The organism is Veillonella sp., assembly GCF_041333735.1.
Taxonomy (GTDB): Bacteria; Bacillota; Negativicutes; order Veillonellales; family Veillonellaceae; genus Veillonella.
On sequence record NZ_JBGKFB010000001.1, the window covers coordinates 640,586 to 658,126 of the forward strand.

Genomic DNA, 17,541 nt, shown 5'->3' on the forward strand with positions numbered 1-17,541 from the left:
GCTTATTATCTGGCTTAGATAATCTAGGATAACGTCCGATTATTCATTCCCAGTCTTAGATAATCCTGGGATAGCTTTATAGATATATAATGCAATATATCCATCAACCATGCTGTGAATGATAGTACCACCACCAACAAGAACAAATACGACATAAATAATATCAATATTTGGAGCAGTAGTTGTAGTATAAAATAACAAACAAGCTAATACTTCTGCAACAGCATGAATCAAAGCGCACACAAAGTTAAAAGTCACAAAGGAAAAAGCATTAGATAATACTTCCTTGTGATTTTTAAGATACCAGGCACCTAGCAAAGCAAAAAAGATATGTGATGCTGCACGCATAACAATAACGATAGGAAATCCTGCTACAAAGAACCCTAACGTAGAGCCAATAACTACACAGGCTGCCGATTTACGCGACATAAACATAGCCAAAAAGATTGGCACGTGACTCGCCAGTGTGTAAGAGGCTGGTGGTATGACGACTTTCAATGGCATTATGATAGGAATCATAATTGCTAAAGCCATTAATAACGCAGTAATAGTGAGATTTCTGTACATAGTTGATTTCATGGTAAACACCTCATTTTAAAACTATACTAAATACAAGCTAAAAAATACCTCACCAAATGCGATGCAATGTCGTAAGCGTTCTTTTACCGCACATGATATAGGATCATGCATCTGACTATATGACAGAAATCAGAGAACTAGTCAAGATGCACGGCCTTACATGACTACAAACGTTTAATAACAGCTTGTGCCACTTCTGTCATACCTACACATTTTAAACCATATCAGGAAAGATCATCGACCCCATAAATTAAGAATCACAACGCCTACTACAATTAAGGCGATTCCCAATACAGTATAAATATTAATTCCTTCACTAAATATAAAGACAGAAATCAATGTCGTCACCACGAGACCCACACCAGACCAAGTAGCATACGTAACACTTAGCGGAATATAGTTCAACACATGTGTTAACGTATAAAAAGATCCTACATATCCCAGTGCGCACGCAATGGTCTGCAACGGTCTAGTAAAGCCATCAGATGCTTTTAACATTGTCGTTGCAAATAACTCTAACCCAATTGATAAAGCTAATAAAAAATATGGTAACATGACATCTTCCTGTCAAAAAGAGAGGGACTTTCCCTCTCTCTTCTTTCATAATATTAAAGTCGTTCAATAACAGCTTGTGCCATTTCTGTGGTACCTACGCGTTTCAAGCCTTCGCGGTAGATATCGCCTGTGCGGTAACCGTCAACGAGCACTTGTTCAACAGCTTTTTCAATAGCATCAGCCACTTGAGGTAAATCAAGGGAATGACGGCACATCATAGCTGCAGACAAGATGGTACCCAATGGGTTCGCCAAGTTTTGGCCCATGATGTCTGGTGCGGAACCGTGGATTGGCTCGTACAATGCTGTGCCTGTCCCCATGGATGCGGATGGTAAAAGCCCGATGGAACCGGAGATAACAGCGCCTTCGTCGGACAAGATGTCGCCGAACAAGTTTGTTGTCACGATAACGTCGAATTGTGCAGGATTTACAACGAGTTGCATCGCTGTATTATCTACATAGAAGTAATCTGTTGCGATATCTGGATTAGCTGCCGCTTTCTCTTGGGCAATTTTACGCCACAAACGAGAAGAAGCCAATACGTTTGCTTTATCTACAGATACAACCTTTTTGTTACGTTTACGAGCTGTTTCCATAGCGATGTCCATGATGCGCTCTACTTCGTAACGGCTGTAAGTTTCTTTATCCCAAGCAAACTCGTTAGCACCTTCGCCTTGTGCCTCTTCGCGTTCACCGAAGTAAATACCGCCAGTCAACTCACGAACGATAACAAAATCTACATCTTGTACGAGTTCCTTTTTAAGTGGGGAATACTCTTGCAAGGACGGATAGATTTTTACAGGACGCAAGTTACAGAATAAACCAAGCTCCTTGCGAAGGCCAAGGATTGCTTTTTCAGGACGGATAGAAGGATCTACATTATCCCATTTAGGACCGCCTACAGCACCAAGCAATACAGCATCAGCTGCTTTACAAGCCTCGATAGTATCCTCAGTCAAAGGAACGCCGTATGCATCAATAGACGCACCGCCTGCTTTTTTATCAATCCAATTAACCTTTACACCGGCTTTCTCAAAAGCCACATCACACACAGCCTTCGCTGCTGCAATAATCTCAGTACCGATACCATCACCAGGAATCAATACGATATTCTTTTCACTCATAATACCTCTCCATATAACAAATGCTCATAGATGAACCACAAACGCATCAGCCTTTATTGCACTATTCAGGTCTATATAGCCGGTGCCGAGCCTTCACACTCCCGAGAGCCGAATGCTCGTCGAAAACGACTTTGGCCCTGCGGAGGCCGCAGGCCGAAGTCAGACCTGGCCAGTGGAGGCTTGAGGCGAGTGTTCGGCTCGCCCTTACTTGCGGTTTTTCGCAAAGTTCACAAGACCGCCAGCTGCCGCAATATCTTGAATGAATTGTGGCAATTCAGTGCCTTGGTATTGTTCGTTTTTAGTCAAGTTGTACACGATACCTTTAGACAAGTCTACGCCGATAGCATCGCCTGCATCGATACGATCAACTTGTTCACCGATTTCAATTACAGGTAAGCCGATGTTGATGGCATTACGGAAGAAGATACGTGCAAAGGAGTGTGCAATGATAACAGGTACACCTTTTGCTTTGATAACGCCTGGTGCGTGTTCACGAGAGGAACCGCAACCAAAGTTTTTACCTGCTACCATGATTTCGCCAGCTTTCACATTAGGAGCGAAAGTTGTATCAATATCTTCCATCGCATGTTCAGCCAATTCGTTCCAATCAGCAATTGCCAAGTAACGAGCTGGAATGATTACGTCTGTATCTACATCGTCGCCATAGCGCCAGATTTTTTTGCTTTCAAAATCCATATTAAACCTCCTCAGGGCCTGCAATGCGGCCTAATACAGCACTTGCTGCTGCCACGTAAGGGCTTGCCAAATATACTTCAGAATCAACGTGACCCATACGACCACGGAAGTTACGGTTTGTTGTGGAAACTGTGCGTTCCCCTTCAGCCATGATACCCATGTAACCGCCTAGGCATGGACCACATGTTGGTGTGGACACAGCGCAGTCAGCTTGAATGAAGATGTCTAACAAGCCATCTTTCATAGCTTGGTCGTATACATCTTGGGAACCAGGGATTACGATACAACGAACGAATGGAGCTACTTTGCGACCTTTGAAGATCTCCGCAGCAGCCACCAAGTCTTCGTAACGGCCATTTGTACAAGAACCGATGATAACTTGGTCGATTTTAATATCTTTGTCGATTTCGTTGATGTAATGTGTGTTGGATGGCAAATGAGGGAACGCTACCACTGGTTGTAATTTGGACAAGTCAATTGTAATTGTTTGGGCATATACTGCATCAGGGTCAGCATTAATAGGTTCTACAGGACGATTTACGCGACCTTTAATGTATTCTTCAGTCACTGCATCGTAAGGGAATACGCCACATTTACCACCTGCTTCGATAGCCATGTTACAGATTGTAAGGCGATCAGCCATAGTCATATGTTGTACGCCTTCACCAGCAAATTCAAGAGCCATGTAACGAGCACCGTCTACGCCGATTTGACCAATCAAATCAAGGATTACGTCTTTACCAGTTACCCATTTGTTAGGTTTGCCGATAAGTTCAACCTTAATAGTTTCAGGTACTTTGAACCAAGTTTTACCTTCTGCCATAGCAACGCCCGCATCGGTAGAGCCTACGCCTGTGGAGAATGCATTTACCGCACCATATGTACAAGTGTGGGAGTCAGCACCGATCATCATTTCGCCAGGACCGATAAGACCTTTTTCTGGCAAAATAACGTGCTCGATACCCATGCGACCAACTTCAAAGTAGTTTGTAATGCCATGTTCGCGTACGAAATCGCGCATTACTTTTGCTTGTGTAGCGGATTGAATATCTTTATTTGGTGTGAAATGGTCAGGTACCAAGTAGATTTTATGACGGTCAAATACAGGTTTGCCAATTTTCAAGAACTCTTTACGAGCTGGTGGGAATGTGATGTCGTTCATCAAAACAGCGTCCAAATGACATTCGATGATTTGGCCCGGTTTTACAACATCAAGACCCGCGTGGCGAGCCATATTCTTTTCAGTAATGGTCATACCCATATTATTTTTCCTCCTCTTGTTCTAGCTCCATAGCTAGGAATACTGAGTTTACTGCATTAATATATGCATTTACACTTGATTTAACGATATCGGTGCTGATACCACGACCATGGTACAAACGACCGTTATATTCTACCTTAAGGGTTGCTTCCCCAAGGGCATCTTTACCTGCTGTAATAGCACGGATTTGGTAGTCTTTTAAGCTGATTGGCAAGCCAACCACACGTTCAACCGCTTTAAGGGATGCGTCTACCGGACCGTCACCAACGGCAGCATCGGCTTTTTCACCTTCTGGAGTCATGAGGCGAACGTCTGCGTAAGCATAGCCTTTTTCACCCAATTTGTAGTATTGAGCCACAAGCTCAAATGCTTTTTTGTGATGTAAGTTGTCTACTACAAGAGCGATGATATCATCATCGTATACTTGTTTTTTGCGGTCTGCCAATTCTTTGAATTTAGCAAAGAGGTCGTTGATTTTCTCTTCTGTGAAAGATTGGAACCCAAGTTTTGCCAAATGATCAGCGAAGGCATGACGGCCAGAGTGTTTGCCCAATACGAGGTCTGTTTTTTCAGCCCCTACGGACTCAGGAGTCATGATTTCATATGTTTCAGGATTGCTCATCATACCATGTTGGTGAATACCAGACTCATGAGCAAAAGCGTTAGAACCTACGATTGGTTTGTTTGGTGGAACTACGACACCTGTCAAACGACTTACTAGTTTAGAAACTTTCGTAAATTGTTTTGTATCGATGTTCACTTGAAGATTGCCGAAGTAATCATGGCGTGTTTTAAGAGCCATTACAACTTCTTCAATCGCTACGTTACCAGCCCGTTCGCCTAGGCCATTAATTGTGCCTTCTACTTGGCGTGCACCTGCTTTAATAGCGGCTAACGTATTTGCATTAGCAAGACCTAAATCGTCATGGCAGTGAACAGAGATAATTGCATTTTCAATACCTGGTGTATGTTCTTTGATGTAACGAATCTTATCACCGAACTCATTAGGGTTCATGTAACCTACTGTGTCTGGTACATTAATAATTGTTGCACCACCAGCAATGGCAACACCAAATACTTGGCATGCGAAATCTAAATCAGAGCGTGCCGCATCTTCACCGGAGAACTCGATTTCATCAACCTTACCTTTTGCATATGCCAATACAGATTTAACCTTATCCAATACCTCTTGGCGAGTCATTTTTAATTTATATTCCATATGAAGTTCAGAAATAGCAATGAATACATGCAAACGGCTACGTTCCGCATCTTTCAACGCATCAATCGCTTTTTGTACGTCCTTTTCATTAGCACGTGCCAACGCACAAATTGTTGCGCCTTTCACTTCGCGTGCAATCGTTTGTACTGCTTCAAAATCCCCAGGGGATGCTGCTGGGAAACCAGCCTCGATTACATCGATGCCGAGGCGTACTAGGCCTTTCGCAATTTCAATTTTTTCAGGAGTTTGTAAAGACACACCTGGTGTTTGTTCCCCATCACGAAGGGTTGTATCGAAGAAATATACGCGATTTTGATCCATAATCTTCACCTTTTCTATACTAATAAAACATAACGCTGTATTATATCTATTTATTGTGAAAGTTTAGTAAAATCGCCGATTTCAACGCTATTTCGGCTGAAGCCAATGTAGATACATCAAATCAGTAATTTTACTAGACTTTTACAATAAAAAAAGCCCCTCAGAACAACTGTCGTTGCTCAAAGGGGCGTTATATTCATAACACGGTACCACCCTAATTGGGACTCGTTGCGGGTATAACGGAACCACCGTCGATGACTACTGCTGCATTCGCCACCAAAGCTCACGGGAGAGTGTCAGCGTACAACCTCTATTGCCTCGCACCAACCGGCAACTCTCTGAAAGCAGGATTTGTAAACCTTTATACCCATTCATAGCTCGTATTTAAGATATAAAGGTATTATACGGTATTCTATAGAACTGTGTCAACAGGATGGACATGTGAGTTTTGTGAAAACACAGTTTTATCGTTACAATTTGACATCCCCCATGATCTCACGTCATCCCCCATGATCTCACGTATAGTGTAAATAGGCAGTACCAATGATTGGAGGAATTATTATGAGTGGTTCAAGTAAATTCTTCTTTATTTTATCGGGTATTGTAAGCATTATCCTGGGGATATTCTTACTCTTAAATCCCGTTATTAATCTCATAGCTTTTGCCTGGCTTTTTTCTATTATCTTTTTCGTCAGTGCGGTCAGCTCTATTATAAATTATTTTACGTTATCGTCTGAATTACGTAGCGGCTGGTATCTTATCAGCGGCATTATCAATGCTCTATTCGGTATCTATTTAATATCCGGCGGATTTGCATTCCTACCATTAGTACTCCCAAGCACAATCGGCATCTGGATGGTAATTGACGCCATCTTTATTTTCATTAAATCAAGAAAGTCCGACAGCATGGTATCACTCATGGGACGTAATGCAAAATGGCTTGCACTAATTCTTTTACTATTAGGCCTATTACTCATATTTAAGCCGATTGCTTCCGGTGAGGTATTTATCTACTTTATCGCTTTCGGTTTCTTATTTGACGGAATTTATTCCATCGGTGAGGCTTTTAAAAAATAGAATATAACTAAATAATTACACTATAAGATCGACCATGTACTGCCAAATAGCTGTCATAAATTACGATGTCTATTTCGTATTTGTGGCAGCTATTTTATTTGTTTTGGCTAGCCGTCATGGTAAATGTATTCGCCTACTACATTTGCAAGTGGTTAGACGCTTTTCTAGCTCTTTTATTTAGCAACTAGCCCAACGCTCTAACATTAGCGTAATAATGGGGTTATAGGACAAAAATTAGTACAACCCTGTAGTAATTTAAAATCCCCTTGATCAGTACCAAGATACTCATCAAAGGGATTATATTAATTATGAAAAAGACAAATAGCCCTTCGTTATCCTAGGATCGCTATTAAATTCAAGTCACATCTTAGGCTTTAAATATAACACCATTATGCTCTAGTTGTTCCACTGTTTTTTTACCAATGCCCGGTAGCATCAATACTTCTTGTTTAGTAATTGTTTTAAAATCATCTACTGTGTATAGGCCGGCTTGTGAAAGTGTAATTTGTGCACCGAACCGTATATTGTCATATACCGGATTTCCACGCAAAGCCCCACCTTTAGCAACCTCTACGGGGCTCATATGAGCGGACTCGCGTTTTCCCATATAACTATCATTAGAGTACCGATTTATAACAGTTCGACCGGTAACACGTTCATACGCATCATATAGAGTCTGCCATAATGGACTTTCAAAATCCACTAATTGAGTTGGTAAAAATGAGATAGCAGTATATAAGCTTATTAATTCTCGTGGGTCATAATCTATGTTGCTCACTTGGTCTACCATATACATAATAGCCTCTAAATGATCTTCTACAAAATCGTTCCAGCGCGTTGCATCTTGTAATAACCAATCAATATCTTCATATTCATCAACAAGATCTGCTAATACATCATGGGCTATCTTGCTTTCACCACACTCCAAAGCCAATAGAATATACAGCATATGCATAGGCAACATGATATCCGGAGCCTGATTAAATGCATTTTGTATATCATCGCAACACGCAAGATATCGCTGATATACCTTGCGGCCGCGATCCCAGTTGGCAGCGCCACAACAAGCAACCATCATATACACAAGAAATCCTGAATGATCTTGCTTGTCTCCGTGAAAAACTGGCGTAAAGCAGGCAATCGCATCATTATACATATTATATTCTAAATATATCATCCCCATGTCGATGAGGCAACGCATATAAGGACGCGTCTCTATTATATTCCAATCTATTTTCTTTGGTTTTTTCAACGATTCTACTAGCTGTTTCAACTGATAAATTTGAAAGCTTGGATGTAACTCAAGGGCTATGAGTTCTCGTTTAGCATCTACTTCATCTGGACATAATGCAAGGATTTCATTGTATAACTTCCTTGATTTCTCATTCGTATCAGCCTCTTCTGCAGCCTCATATAAATCACGTAATTTCATTTCTATCGTATTATTAAAATCACCACGATTATATTGAGTCATAAATGCTTCTAACAAATCCTCAATAGATTTGAAATCAGATTCATGTTCGGATACAAATTGTTTCTGTAAACGTAATAATAACTCACTATAAAAGTTAAACATAGAGTATCTCCTTATACATATGAACGTAAAAATACTACTCATATGTAATATAGCACGAGGGAATATATTAATTCTAGAGGTAATACCTCGACCTATTAATATCTCATCTGAAAATGGGGGTTATAGGACAAAACGTGTTGGTACTTTAATCCCAATCATTGAAAGATAATTTGTCATAGTTATGCAAATCACCCCAAGAAATGGCATCCCCCCAAGTTGGAATTATGCCTTGAAGTTGGGCTCTTTCATTCATAGAACTCTATATTGTAGAAATACTTGCATCAGTTGGCATTACCTTAAGTATTTCTTTTGCAGAAAGCGGTCTTGGTGAGTGTAAATAACACCACCAAAAGACCGCTTTTATACGTTTTTCTACAGACATTCCTCGATGGTAACGCAATAAACGTCTGAGTTGTGCGTTTACTCCGCCTTCAATAGGGTTATTAGTCCTCGGACATTCTTTATCCAACACCAATGTTTCATCTAAATATCGAAACATTGTCTCTGTATTAATTAATACCACTAGAGAGTTATAGGCTTTTAGTAATCGTTCATGCGTAGCTCTTAAATTATCATTACTATCACGTGTCATTTCATTTAGAAACTCTTTAAAAGTCACCCTCCAATTAAATAATCGTTGAATCCATATTTTTGCATCTTCCTGTGTTTTTACGTTATATAAATCGCTTGCTAAATCTTTTAACATAATGCCTGCTAATGTCTTAGGCCGCCTAGTAGTGTAACGATGTACTTACCATACGGCATGAACAATACAACGTTGAAGCTTGGCGGTACGCCAAACTTTTTTTAATGCTTTTCTAAGACCAGGTCCACCATCAGAAACGACCACAATGGGGGTCGCTATTCGCTGCATAAGAGCTTGCCATAAGCGAGACTGTTCTGACCTACATAAATACCACCCTAATACATATTCACCATCATAACAGATCAAAATACAAGCTTTTTTAGCTAAGTAAATACCATCAACGAATACCACATCTCTCGAGGTTTCAATTTTGGGCGGCATAGGCCATATTTGCCAGAAATCAGCTATCTGTCTACGAAATGTACGGCCCTGCCCAGGCATGTCCTGTTATGTTTCTTTACTAAATAACCAATTTAGAAATCGATGAAAACATTTAGTAGTATTATCAATAGTTTGTGTAAAGGTGATGTTACACTGCTTACAATGCCATCGTTGTGATCCAGCTTTAGTTTTCCCATATTTTTGACAAGAAAATCCACAATTTATACATCTTACCAGCATGATTATTCCCTCCACTTAGAACACGATTTTCTAAGAAGATATAACCTTATTGAAGCCAGTAAAATCAAGGATTTTGGGACTTTTTACCAACACATTTTGTCCACCCTCTAAGTTTATCAAAAGAACTTAAAATAGCGATGGAGCCAGTAATTTACTGGCTCCATCGCCTATAAAACCAACACGTTTTGTCCTATAACCCCATTCTCGTTAGTAACTAGCACAATAAAAATAGCAGGGCTGCCACCCTGCTATTTTTTCGTTCATATGAGACTATGTCACATATTGACATCCCTTGTCATATATAGAATAACACTTCACTATAGTGTAGTCAATAAATCCTCTACGCAATCACTCTTAAAAGCTTATCCACTCTAAATTCTCAAAATTATTTAAAATTCGTTTATCCATTTTTACCACTTGATTGGAAAACTCTATTCGATTATTAACAAATGAAATATCTGTATACCATTCCTTTAAACTAGCATACACTTCATTCTCTAAATCAATAATAATGGTTTCAATGGAATCCCAGGTTTTGCATCTTACAGACTCGACCATAACCATACTATTACCTATGAAAGTAACGTCCCTACCATAAATCCAAAACGGTAATACTTTCCCCTTTATAGAAATAGAATATATAGCATCTCCATGAGGTGGTTCCGTTTCATATTGTGCTTTTATATTGTACTTTTCCATTATCTCATTGCTAGCATTTTCTATATATGGCAACGTTGAAATCTTGTAATTATCTGCGTTCATAAAAGCTCCGTTATTTTTAATATCAACCACAACAAAGAGGACTGTATATCGCTATTTGTGTAAAAAGTATTTTGCTATACTATAGGTGTTACCAATTCCTTTCCAAATCAGGTAACGGAAAGGAGGTGCATTTAAATCAACACGCTCTCAACGATTCTTGTAGCTATCATGGTAAATATAATAAGTTATTATATTTGCAAATGGTTAGATTGGCTACTATCGATCATTGGTAACTAACCTTGGTTTGTCACCACTATCTGACAAAAAAGCCCTTGCTAGGACCGGCATCCTTTGCAAGGGCTTCTTTAGTGCATTTAATCAACACTTTGCTCTATCGTTATTCTACCATAAAAAGTAAAATACTGTCACTATGAATAACTTCATTTTCATATATAATGTACAAAATCCCTCGGAGTTGCCGCTCCGGGGGATTTTGTAGTTAATTGCACAACTATCAATTGGCTATCTAGAATATACTACACTTAAAATAGTTTTTCAATCAGAACCACCCGTAAAACGGGTGGTTTGCTCACGGGCTATAAGCCCGTAGTACTAGGCCAGCGTCTAAAGGCGCTGGCTTTCACTACGTTCAAGCCGCATAGCCATTGACTCGTAACGTTCCCCTTAAAGGGGATGTGTATTACTTGCTACCCTTAAAAGGGTCCTCATATTCTTTTACACTAAGTTTATCTTTCATTTGGTCATGTAACTCTTGCTCACGTATATATTTCTTTACTGTAGCCTCATTTAAACCTACTGTACTAACATAATAACCCTCGGACCAAAAGTGTCTATTTCCAAATTTATACTTTAAGTTTGCGTGTTTATCGAACATCATTAGTGCACTTTTACCTTTTAAATATCCCATAAAAGATGATACTGATATTTTGGGTGGGATTAATACTAGCATATGCACATGATCAGCCATAAGCTCCCCCTCTATAATCTTGACGCCCTTATATTCACATAAACGTCTCAATATTTCACGTAAACTATTTCTGTATTGATTATATATAACTTTACGTCTATACTTAGGTGTAAATACTATGTGATATTTGCATAACCATTTTGTGTGCGCAAGGCTCTGTGTCTTTGTTGCCATATAAAATCACCTTTCTTTTGCATATAATGCGGCTTGAACACCTACATTATACTTAAGCAAGGTGATTTTTTTGTATAACTTTCGTTGCCGCACCCGCATAGCGGGTGGTTTTATGATTCGCGACTACGTCACGAACCAGTCTAAAGACAATAATAAAAATAGCAGGGCTACCACCCTGCTATTTTTCGTTCATATGAGACTATGACCAAACATGAAGTTACCTATGTAATTATCATAGTTCTGTTATCAGTAGTCACTATCATTGCACTACTTAAATAGTACAACGATAAACACCTAACATATTGAGGAGTGCAGTCCTCTAACAGGTTAGGCGGCATCATAATTTTGTTCAATTTTAGATGAGCCTAACGCCCTAATCACGTTAAGGGGCGCTCTTTATATGTATATAATAAGCTAATCTTACTTAAAAAGATAGTACAATAAATAGCTCAATTTATACTTACACTATTAATCATTTCTCTAGTCCGCTCAACAGAAATAGGCTCATTAAATAAGAACACATGGCTCTGCCCCTCATGTTCCCAAGATGCTAAGTAAACGGCGCCATCTACCATTCGATAAGTCACGGTTATGCCATTTATAACCTCTATTTTCTGAGGCACGTAATCTTTATAGTCACCTGCGATATTACCTGATAGAGTCGATACGCGATATTTAATATACTTTGGCATATCATCTACACGGTCAAAGTATTTTCCTTTTAAAAGCTCATGATAGGCATACACTACTTGTAATACATCGTGATCCACAATAGATACATGTACAGGACGTAATCCCTCTAAACCACTTGGTAACTGCGGCTTAAAGTTCAAATGTTGCTTAGCCTCATATATAGTATCAAACACCTCTAGCGATTGACCTTTACGAGTGCTTCTATAATCCTCATCAGTCATAGTACAACTTCCAAGTCTATCTGGACAAGGAAACTCATTCCGATCACCATAAGGTTGGTCATAAATCGAATTACCATTAAGACGGAACCGCATCAAATCATCTGCGGAAACAACATTGATGGAACCTATAAAAGCTAATACAAGTAGAATCCATATAGTCTTTTTCATTTACTTTACCTTTATATTTTAAGACTTCTGTATACGCTGAAATAAAATTTTTATTCAGTCAACTTACTGAAGTCAGTTAAAATTTGAGCTACATCTTTACCTAATATTATAAATAAAGATAATGTATAAACCTTATCATACCAAGATTCAATTTCTTGATTAGATAACCCAGTAAGCATTTGTTCCTCATTATTATGACGAATATTAAATTTATTGTACATATAGAACAACTTCTCTAAAGCTTGAATTTTATCATTATTTACCTTTAATAAACCTTTTAATTCATTAGATTTATTAAGTGGTTTTCTCCAAGGTTCTAATAGATCAGCAATTCTCTTGAGAATCTCTTTCTTTCTCTCAATATTCCCTTTATTAGAAAAGTGATTATACTCTAGAATGCTTAATGCCTCTTTTTCATCAGCAAATTCTGTTACAACCTGAGCAGACTCATTAGCAAATACATTATCTTCAATAATAATTCTTTTATTATCTATATAAATCACTTTATGTCCCAATAAATTAACCGTCCGTTCTATTTGTTCCTCAATACAGTGTACCTGACGAATTAGATTTATAGATTTTTTATAGGGAAGTATTGATAATAAATCCAAGTACATTTCAGAAAAACAAAATAATCGTTCTTCTTCAGTCATGGGAATTGCGAGTATAGTCTCTAGTAGTTCATCCAAAGATAATATATGCCCTCTATGTTTATATTCTTTAAAATTATTAGAGATTAGTTCATAGACAGATTCTGGATAATGCTCACCCCAAAACTTTTCTTTTAGTAACCCCTGCAACTTATTCAATTCTACAACAGGATTTACGCTAGTCCCTTTTAGTATTTCAAAATAATTTTTTCTCATTTACTAACCATACCCCTTAACAATGATATCATCAAATATTCTGATTCATTACTGATTGTATCATTTGTATTTGTTCAAATTCAAAGCTACACAGCTCCTCTAATCATTCAGCTTACTCTATGTTATGACCAAAGTCTTCTGTATATTTTATAAGCCCATCATGAGATTCATAATATCGTAAAGCCTCTAAGTCTCTTCTTCGACGTTTGTTAGCATAAACAGCTTTAGAATTGCTACGGTATTTTTCAATAAACCAACAATACCGCTCAAAATCCCACCTAAGATTTCTACCATAAAGATCACTTAATTTAAATAAAATAGATAATCGTTTAGAAGCATGCTCACCATATCTTACAGTATATCCTGCTCTCGAATAAATTGTATCAGAATCCCAATTTGGACTATAGTCTTCATCCTCATAATTTGCTTCAAAAGTTAATGCCTGATACTTATCCATACTAATTTTTAATTCAAATAAAAGCATATGAGTAATATCATAATTAAGTCGTTCTAGATCGTCTTCATTACCTTCAATATACTCATAAGGTATTGTTCTTATAATCTTCTCCAGATGTTTAATTATGGGGGTGATGTGTCGTTCACGTATAATTTTATCCTGACAATACTTCTTCAATTTATCTTCATAGATATGATTAATAAATTCGTCTTTATCCCCTACAACTATATAATCATAAGCCTCATGTATAAATATTTCTGAATCTAAAACTATATCAACAGGTAAACTGTCAGAAATAATTACAGCACAAGGATTAAATTCATCTGGCTTTAAATCTAATAAGTCTTGACACGAAATAATTCTATTTACAGATATACACATAGTTAGCCCCCAATGATACACCTAAGATAATACGAGTCCTAAACACTTACATTTTATTATTCGCCACAAATTATGAAAATCCCTTCATAATTGATCTAATAAAATTTTATGTAGAATTTGCAATAAATCTATCATATTTGATAGTATCTATCGTAAATTATTCTACTATTCAAAATAACCGTAGATGTTATAATGGCCCCATCAAAAGGAGCAGGTGCCCATATGATACTAAATGCACTATTCCAAAACTATAGTTAGTAGTTATATGGAGGAAATAATCATGACACATACACAATTAACACAACTCGTACAAGCGTTATTAGATGCACCACAAAGCAATCCTAAAGTAAAAGAATTCGCTCAATCTTGGCTTGATGCAGAAGGCACAGAAAAACAAGTAGAGCTTACAAAACAACTCGTATCCGTAGCAGAACAAAACATTGCCCTCATCGACGAAACAATTGGCTTTGCAGGCTCTGAGCTCGCTACACAAATCCTTGGCAAAGAAGGTGCTGCTAACCTATTACAACACGCTAAAGACATCAAAGCAGAAGGCGCAGAATTCTGTGACTGCCCTAGTTGCGTAGCCGCAAAAAATATTATCGATTTGAAAACGGAAATTGCTTAACAATATATTACCTATTAAGAGGACATCGACACACTGTTGATGGCCTTTTTATATACAAAAACGGCCCCTCGTGAGAGGAGCCGCTTCTTATATAACCCTTACAGTGTCCATGCGAGTGCTTCACCACAGCTCGCATGCCTATCCCACTAGGCTAGACTGTTATATTATTTTGTATATGCTGTATGTGCTGTAGGTGCTACAGTATTAGCAATGATCGCTTTTGCCATGTCGCGATTTACAGGGCGTTCAAAGTACATCGCATGGTTTTGACCATCTTTTGTCCAACCAGCGAGATATACCATTTTTTCGCCACCTTTGAAAGTAACCTTTGTACCGTTTACCTTTTCTGTAGCTGTAACGCGATAATCCTTATGATTACCACTGATATCACCTTTTGTAGTACCTACGCGATACACAATACGTTTGCCTGCCGCTTGGTTCCGCGTTGTATCTTCACCAGCTTGGTAAACATACACAACTTGCAAAACATCTTTATTGATTGTGCTTACAGACTCAATATTATAGCCTACAGGTAATACTTTAGGTAGATGAGGCATAATATTCATGTATTTAGCAGCTTCATTAATAGTAGCGAATTCATGAATTGGGCTTGGCATACCAACCATTGGCGCTGCCTGTTCTGCAACTACAGGTTTAGCTGGATCTGGCTTTACATCAAAAGTACCTTGTGCACCAGCAACAGTGTAAGAACCTACACAAGCACATGCAACTGCCATTAATACAAATTTTTTAACCATGAGTATAATCTCCCTTCGGTCAATAAAAATATTATTAAAAACACATTTATTTTGTATGTGATTTTTCCTCAACAATATTATGGATAATAGCCTTCGCCACATCTCGTGTAACGGGACGCTGAAATTCTAAAGAGTGATTTTGTCCATCTTTCATCCACGATGCAAGATAAACCATTTTCTTACCACCTTTGAAAGTAACCTTTGTACCATCTACACTTTCAGTTTCTATAACCTTATGAATCTTATGGTCATCGCTGATATCACCTTTTAATGTAGTAGAGGTACGATAAAAAATAAGAGCACCACCGGCCTTATTTACGTACGGATCTATACCGGGTTCATACACGTACACAACCTGCAAAATGTCTTTCTCAATAGTAATGACAGATTGAATATTAAATCCTACTGGCAACAGCTTTGGCATCTGAGGTCTAAACCCTATATATTCAGACGCTGCTTCTACAGTGGTGAACACATGTACAGGACTTGGCATAACAACGCCAGGAACAGCTGCTTCAACAGACATTTCTAAGGGGCCAGAAACTTTAGTTTGTGCATCCATAGCATCTTGACCCTTAACAACTCCATAGGTACCTATACAGATGCAAGCTAACGCCATCAAAAAAGATTTCTTTAGTATTGAGGTCATAATAATATACTCCACAAAATACATTTTGCAAAATTATATTTATCAAAACACGCTTAATAAATATATCCTAAATAATTGGGGAATTCAAGTAATATTCATCATATATCGGTTTTTATTAATATAGGTAAATAAAATCATTTATCAACTATGATATGACTAGTTACTTTTACCCAAACTATCAAGTATTAAGCTATTTCTTATGTACCATAAAGCCTGCCGCTTGTTGGTTCGCCATAATGGTCACATCAGAGATTTGCAAGCGTTTAGGTTGGTTCGTTACATACAATACTACATCGGCCACATCCTCTGGTTGAACAGCCTCAATGCCAGCGTACACAGATTTAGCTCGTTCCGCATCACCGTGGAATCGTACTTCGCTAAATGGAGTTTCTACGATGCCTGGTTGAATGGTAGTAACCTTAATATCTGTAGCTATGGTATCCATACGAATGCCATCGCTTAATGTCTTTACCGCCGCCTTTGTAGCACAGTACACTGCACCATTAGGATATGCATAAATGCCTGCAGTAGAACCCATATTTACAATATGACCTTCATTTTTATCAATCATAAAAGGCAGTACTGCTTTTGTTACATATAAAAGGCCTTTCACATTGGTATCAATCATAGTCACCGCATCATCAACAGCACTATCTTGGAAAGGATCAAGCCCTTGTGCAAGACCCGCATTATTAACGAGCACATCGACGCCACCAAAAGCCTCGATAGCTGCAGGAACCTTGCTTTCAACATCCTCGCGACTACGCACATCAAGAACTAAAGTCTCAACACGCACGCCATATTCCTTAGACAAACGAGCCTGTACCTCGCCCAATAACTCAGCACGACGACCAGAAATCAACACATTATCGCCATGCTTTGCATAAGCCTCAGCAATACAAAGACCGATACCAGACGTTGCACCAGTGACAAAAATATTATGAGCCATAAAAGCCTCCACATCATCAATCCGTTTTATTCTAATAAGTTAATTATACCATTATGAAAATAAAAAAACGCTACCCTACCCCCTATAATCGATAAAAATAGTGTATACATTGGAGCCTTCCGCTATTCTCTAGAATGATATGCTGGCGCATCTGTATGTAAGACAAAAATATTTGAGCTCTACCACAGCTAGAAAGTAAATAGGGATACCTATTCGAAGCCGCCTTGGGCGC

At 38.3% G+C, this 17,541-nt stretch carries 17 protein-coding genes, 1 pseudogene and 1 other annotated feature; of the genes and pseudogenes, 2 read left to right on the forward strand and 16 right to left on the reverse strand.

The genetic code is table 11. The features are described from left to right. Positions 1–39 precede the first annotated feature (39 nt). The 6 genes from ACDF53_RS02950 to ACDF53_RS02975 all read right to left on the reverse strand — a co-directional run bounded on the left by ACDF53_RS02950 (position 40) and on the right by ACDF53_RS02975 (position 5,755). Entirely contained in the window at positions 40–579 is a 540-nt protein-coding gene (locus ACDF53_RS02950) for a hypothetical protein (protein WP_370815437.1), read from the reverse strand. Between the two features lie 234 nt (positions 580–813). Then, the gene (locus tag ACDF53_RS02955) at positions 814–1,134 is read right to left on the reverse strand and encodes a multidrug efflux SMR transporter (RefSeq protein WP_370815438.1); all 321 of its coding nucleotides are present in this window, start codon (positions 1,132–1,134) and stop codon (positions 814–816) included. 53 nt (positions 1,135–1,187) lie between these two features. Beyond that, a complete protein-coding gene (leuB, locus tag ACDF53_RS02960) occupies positions 1,188–2,258 on the reverse strand; it encodes a 3-isopropylmalate dehydrogenase (protein WP_105092464.1) in 1,071 nt (356 codons plus the stop codon). Positions 2,259–2,462: 204 nt separating this feature from the next. Next, positions 2,463–2,954, reverse strand: a complete 492-nt coding sequence (locus ACDF53_RS02965) for a 3-isopropylmalate dehydratase small subunit (RefSeq protein ID WP_005387442.1) — start codon at positions 2,952–2,954, stop codon at positions 2,463–2,465. A gap of 1 nt (position 2,955) precedes the next feature. Continuing rightward, on the reverse strand, positions 2,956–4,215 hold the full coding sequence (leuC, locus tag ACDF53_RS02970) for a 3-isopropylmalate dehydratase large subunit (RefSeq protein ID WP_105089573.1): 1,260 nt from the start codon (positions 4,213–4,215) through the stop codon (positions 2,956–2,958). Position 4,216: 1 nt separating this feature from the next. Further along, positions 4,217–5,755 carry a 2-isopropylmalate synthase gene (locus tag ACDF53_RS02975; RefSeq protein ID WP_295821314.1) on the reverse strand — a complete coding sequence of 513 codons (1,539 nt, stop codon included), beginning with the start codon at positions 5,753–5,755 and terminating at the stop codon, positions 4,217–4,219. Between the two features lie 180 nt (positions 5,756–5,935). Continuing rightward, positions 5,936–6,139: a binding site (T-box leader), on the reverse strand. 177 nt (positions 6,140–6,316) lie between these two features. Between ACDF53_RS02975 and ACDF53_RS02980 the strand changes: the two genes are divergently transcribed. Beyond that, positions 6,317–6,832 (forward strand): DUF308 domain-containing protein, encoded by a 516-nt coding sequence (locus tag ACDF53_RS02980; RefSeq protein WP_370815439.1) that lies wholly within the window; start codon positions 6,317–6,319, stop codon positions 6,830–6,832. 367 nt (positions 6,833–7,199) lie between these two features. On the opposite strand, the gene ACDF53_RS02985 is transcribed toward ACDF53_RS02980, so the two are convergent. The 7 genes and pseudogenes from ACDF53_RS02985 to ACDF53_RS03015 all read right to left on the reverse strand — a co-directional run bounded on the left by ACDF53_RS02985 (position 7,200) and on the right by ACDF53_RS03015 (position 14,325). After that, complete coding sequence (locus tag ACDF53_RS02985; RefSeq protein ID WP_370815440.1) at positions 7,200–8,408, reverse strand: hypothetical protein; 1,209 nt, start codon at positions 8,406–8,408, stop codon at positions 7,200–7,202. A 145-nt stretch (positions 8,409–8,553) separates the two neighbouring features. Next, a pseudogene (locus ACDF53_RS02990) lies at positions 8,554–9,675 on the reverse strand (IS1249 family transposase). A 354-nt stretch (positions 9,676–10,029) separates the two neighbouring features. Further along, on the reverse strand, positions 10,030–10,437 hold the full coding sequence (locus tag ACDF53_RS02995; protein WP_316586139.1) for a hypothetical protein: 408 nt from the start codon (positions 10,435–10,437) through the stop codon (positions 10,030–10,032). 640 nt (positions 10,438–11,077) lie between these two features. After that, positions 11,078–11,539 carry an IS200/IS605 family transposase gene (gene tnpA, locus ACDF53_RS03000; RefSeq protein WP_005380067.1) on the reverse strand — a complete coding sequence of 154 codons (462 nt, stop codon included), beginning with the start codon at positions 11,537–11,539 and terminating at the stop codon, positions 11,078–11,080. A gap of 449 nt (positions 11,540–11,988) precedes the next feature. After that, on the reverse strand, positions 11,989–12,621 hold the full coding sequence (locus tag ACDF53_RS03005; RefSeq protein ID WP_370815441.1) for a hypothetical protein: 633 nt from the start codon (positions 12,619–12,621) through the stop codon (positions 11,989–11,991). A 50-nt stretch (positions 12,622–12,671) separates the two neighbouring features. Beyond that, complete coding sequence (locus ACDF53_RS03010; protein ID WP_370815442.1) at positions 12,672–13,487, reverse strand: hypothetical protein; 816 nt, start codon at positions 13,485–13,487, stop codon at positions 12,672–12,674. A 112-nt stretch (positions 13,488–13,599) separates the two neighbouring features. Further along, complete coding sequence (locus ACDF53_RS03015) at positions 13,600–14,325, reverse strand: hypothetical protein (protein ID WP_370815443.1); 726 nt, start codon at positions 14,323–14,325, stop codon at positions 13,600–13,602. A gap of 280 nt (positions 14,326–14,605) precedes the next feature. On the opposite strand from ACDF53_RS03015, the gene ACDF53_RS03020 reads away from it, so the two are divergent. Further along, complete coding sequence (locus ACDF53_RS03020) at positions 14,606–14,953, forward strand: hypothetical protein (RefSeq protein WP_370815445.1); 348 nt, start codon at positions 14,606–14,608, stop codon at positions 14,951–14,953. Between the two features lie 164 nt (positions 14,954–15,117). Here the strand turns inward: ACDF53_RS03020 and ACDF53_RS03025 are convergent, their stop codons facing one another. The 3 genes from ACDF53_RS03025 to ACDF53_RS03035 all read right to left on the reverse strand — a co-directional run bounded on the left by ACDF53_RS03025 (position 15,118) and on the right by ACDF53_RS03035 (position 17,309). Further along, positions 15,118–15,711 (reverse strand): hypothetical protein, encoded by a 594-nt coding sequence (locus tag ACDF53_RS03025; RefSeq protein WP_060924163.1) that lies wholly within the window; start codon positions 15,709–15,711, stop codon positions 15,118–15,120. Between the two features lie 46 nt (positions 15,712–15,757). Beyond that, positions 15,758–16,360, reverse strand: coding sequence for a hypothetical protein (locus tag ACDF53_RS03030; protein WP_303884133.1), 603 nt, complete (start codon positions 16,358–16,360; stop codon positions 15,758–15,760). A gap of 190 nt (positions 16,361–16,550) precedes the next feature. Beyond that, positions 16,551–17,309, reverse strand: a complete 759-nt coding sequence (locus ACDF53_RS03035; protein WP_105089558.1) for an SDR family NAD(P)-dependent oxidoreductase — start codon at positions 17,307–17,309, stop codon at positions 16,551–16,553. Positions 17,310–17,541 lie beyond the last annotated feature (232 nt).